Below are 539 nucleotides of genomic sequence, written 5' to 3'. Positions count from 1 at the left end.
GGGCGACGCTGGAGGTGGGCGCGGCGGCGCGGGGCCTGCGGGCAGTGCTCGCCGTGCGGGGCGGGCTGGACGTGCCCGAGGTCTTCGGGAGCCGCGCCACCGACCTCAGAACGGGCTTCGGGGGGCTGGAGGGGCGGGCGCTGCGGCGGGGGGACCGGCTGGGGTGGTTGCCCCGGCCGGAGGCGTCCCCACCAGGGGCCTTCCTCTCCCCCGGCCTGCGGACCCCCACCGGGCCGAACCTCACCCTGCGCGTCCTGAGCACCCCGGAGGCGACCCCGGCGCTGCTGGCGGCCCTCACGGGGGGCTGGTTCAGCGTGGGGCCGCAGGCCGACCGCATGGGCGTGCGGCTGACCGGGGAGGTGCCCGTGACCCACGACCCGGCGCGGGTCAGCCTGCCCAACGTGCCGGGCGCGGTGCAGCTTCCCCCGGACGGGCGGCCCATCCTGCTGCTGCCCGACGCGGGGACGCACGGGGGCTACCCCACCCCGCTCGTCGTGGCGGCGGTGGACCGCCCGGTGCTGGGGCAACTGCGCCCGGGC

The 539-nt window shown here is 79.8% G+C and carries 1 pseudogene; it reads left to right on the top strand.

The features are described 5' to 3' along the window. Nucleotides 1-539 (top strand): annotated as a pseudogene (locus QOL99_RS17505) (biotin-dependent carboxyltransferase family protein); the annotation flags it as partial.

Origin of the sequence: Deinococcus rhizophilus, assembly GCF_030271215.1 — a bacterium.
GTDB classification, from domain to species: domain Bacteria; phylum Deinococcota; class Deinococci; order Deinococcales; family Deinococcaceae; genus Deinococcus; species Deinococcus rhizophilus.
Note: the sequence above shows the minus strand (reverse complement) of the source record. Positions and strands in the feature narration are given on the sequence as shown.